Below are 537 nucleotides of genomic sequence, written 5' to 3'. Positions count from 1 at the left end.
GTCTTCCATGAACGGAAGCGTCGCATCTACATCCATCTCGAATTGAGTCTGGGGACCTTCGCGTACCAGACGATCAAGATCGCGGTATACGGCCTCGACGTTGTGCATCGGAATATCGAGCAACGGCTGCGTCCATTCGTTGAAGCTCTGAATCATATTGAGTGCCCATGCCACCCAAAATGACGCGTCCTCATCCACCTGCTTAAGGCGCTCGACGACGTTATGTTCCCGCAACTGCCGTCCCAGCTCTTCGTATCGCGCAAGACGCTGACCCACCAAGCGCTCGACTGCTGTTTGATTCATTATTCTTCCTCGCTGACTACTTCAGTTTTGGTGCCGCATCCGGGACAGAAGCAGAGTGGGAACGTGACGCTGGCACCGGACGCCGAAAACGAAAGTGCGTCGTTGTTGACGTGTGCATAGTGGCGCACGCGCTCATCGTCCGCACCGCGCACCACTAGGGTACCGTGCGCCGCCATCATATCCTGATAGTCGTCCATGTACGTACAGCAACGAACAAGTTTCATTTGACCTCCG

General features: G+C 55.3%; 2 protein-coding genes. Both read right to left on the bottom strand.

Annotated features, from left to right (window positions below):
* A partial coding sequence (locus tag AC1RPG_RS08040; RefSeq protein ID WP_481762477.1) for a hypothetical protein occupies positions 1-303 on the bottom strand: 303 nt, incomplete at its 3' end.
* Positions 303-537: hypothetical protein (locus AC1RPG_RS08035; protein ID WP_481762476.1), on the bottom strand; the 235-nt coding region annotated here is incomplete at its 5' end. The genes AC1RPG_RS08040 and AC1RPG_RS08035, both read right to left, overlap by 1 nt.

The sequence above is a fragment of the Dellaglioa sp. CoH-57-MRSF-18 genome, assembly GCF_056781995.1.
This window is presented reverse-complemented; position numbering and strand designations above follow the sequence as displayed.